Genomic DNA, 248 nt, shown 5'->3' on the forward strand with positions numbered 1-248 from the left:
CTTCTGCAAGGTAACACCTGATGATAATTTGATGTAATCCTTCAACGGTATCGTCATAACTAAGAGCTTCCCGGCATATTCGGATAGCCTCTCTATAATTTTGATGACATTGCATCCATAATTGAGCAGCTTGGATTATCATTTCGGTATACTGCCCCCTTAGAGTATCACGAATGTTGATTGTCCAATCCTCATACATGTCTTCTTCCAAAAAATCTCCTCGATATAACTTTAGTGCTTGATTATAC

At 38.3% G+C, this 248-nt stretch carries 1 protein-coding gene; it reads right to left on the reverse strand.

The annotated features are described in order from the left end of the window. Positions 1 to 211, reverse strand: a 211-nt coding sequence (locus FQ664_RS26590; RefSeq protein ID WP_256676119.1) for a hypothetical protein, incomplete at its 3' end; no start/stop codon positions are given. Between the last annotated feature and the right edge of the window lie 37 nt (positions 212 to 248).

It is taken from the genome of Pseudomonas persica (assembly GCF_900291015.1).
Taxonomy (GTDB): Bacteria; Pseudomonadota; Gammaproteobacteria; order Pseudomonadales; family Pseudomonadaceae; genus Aquipseudomonas.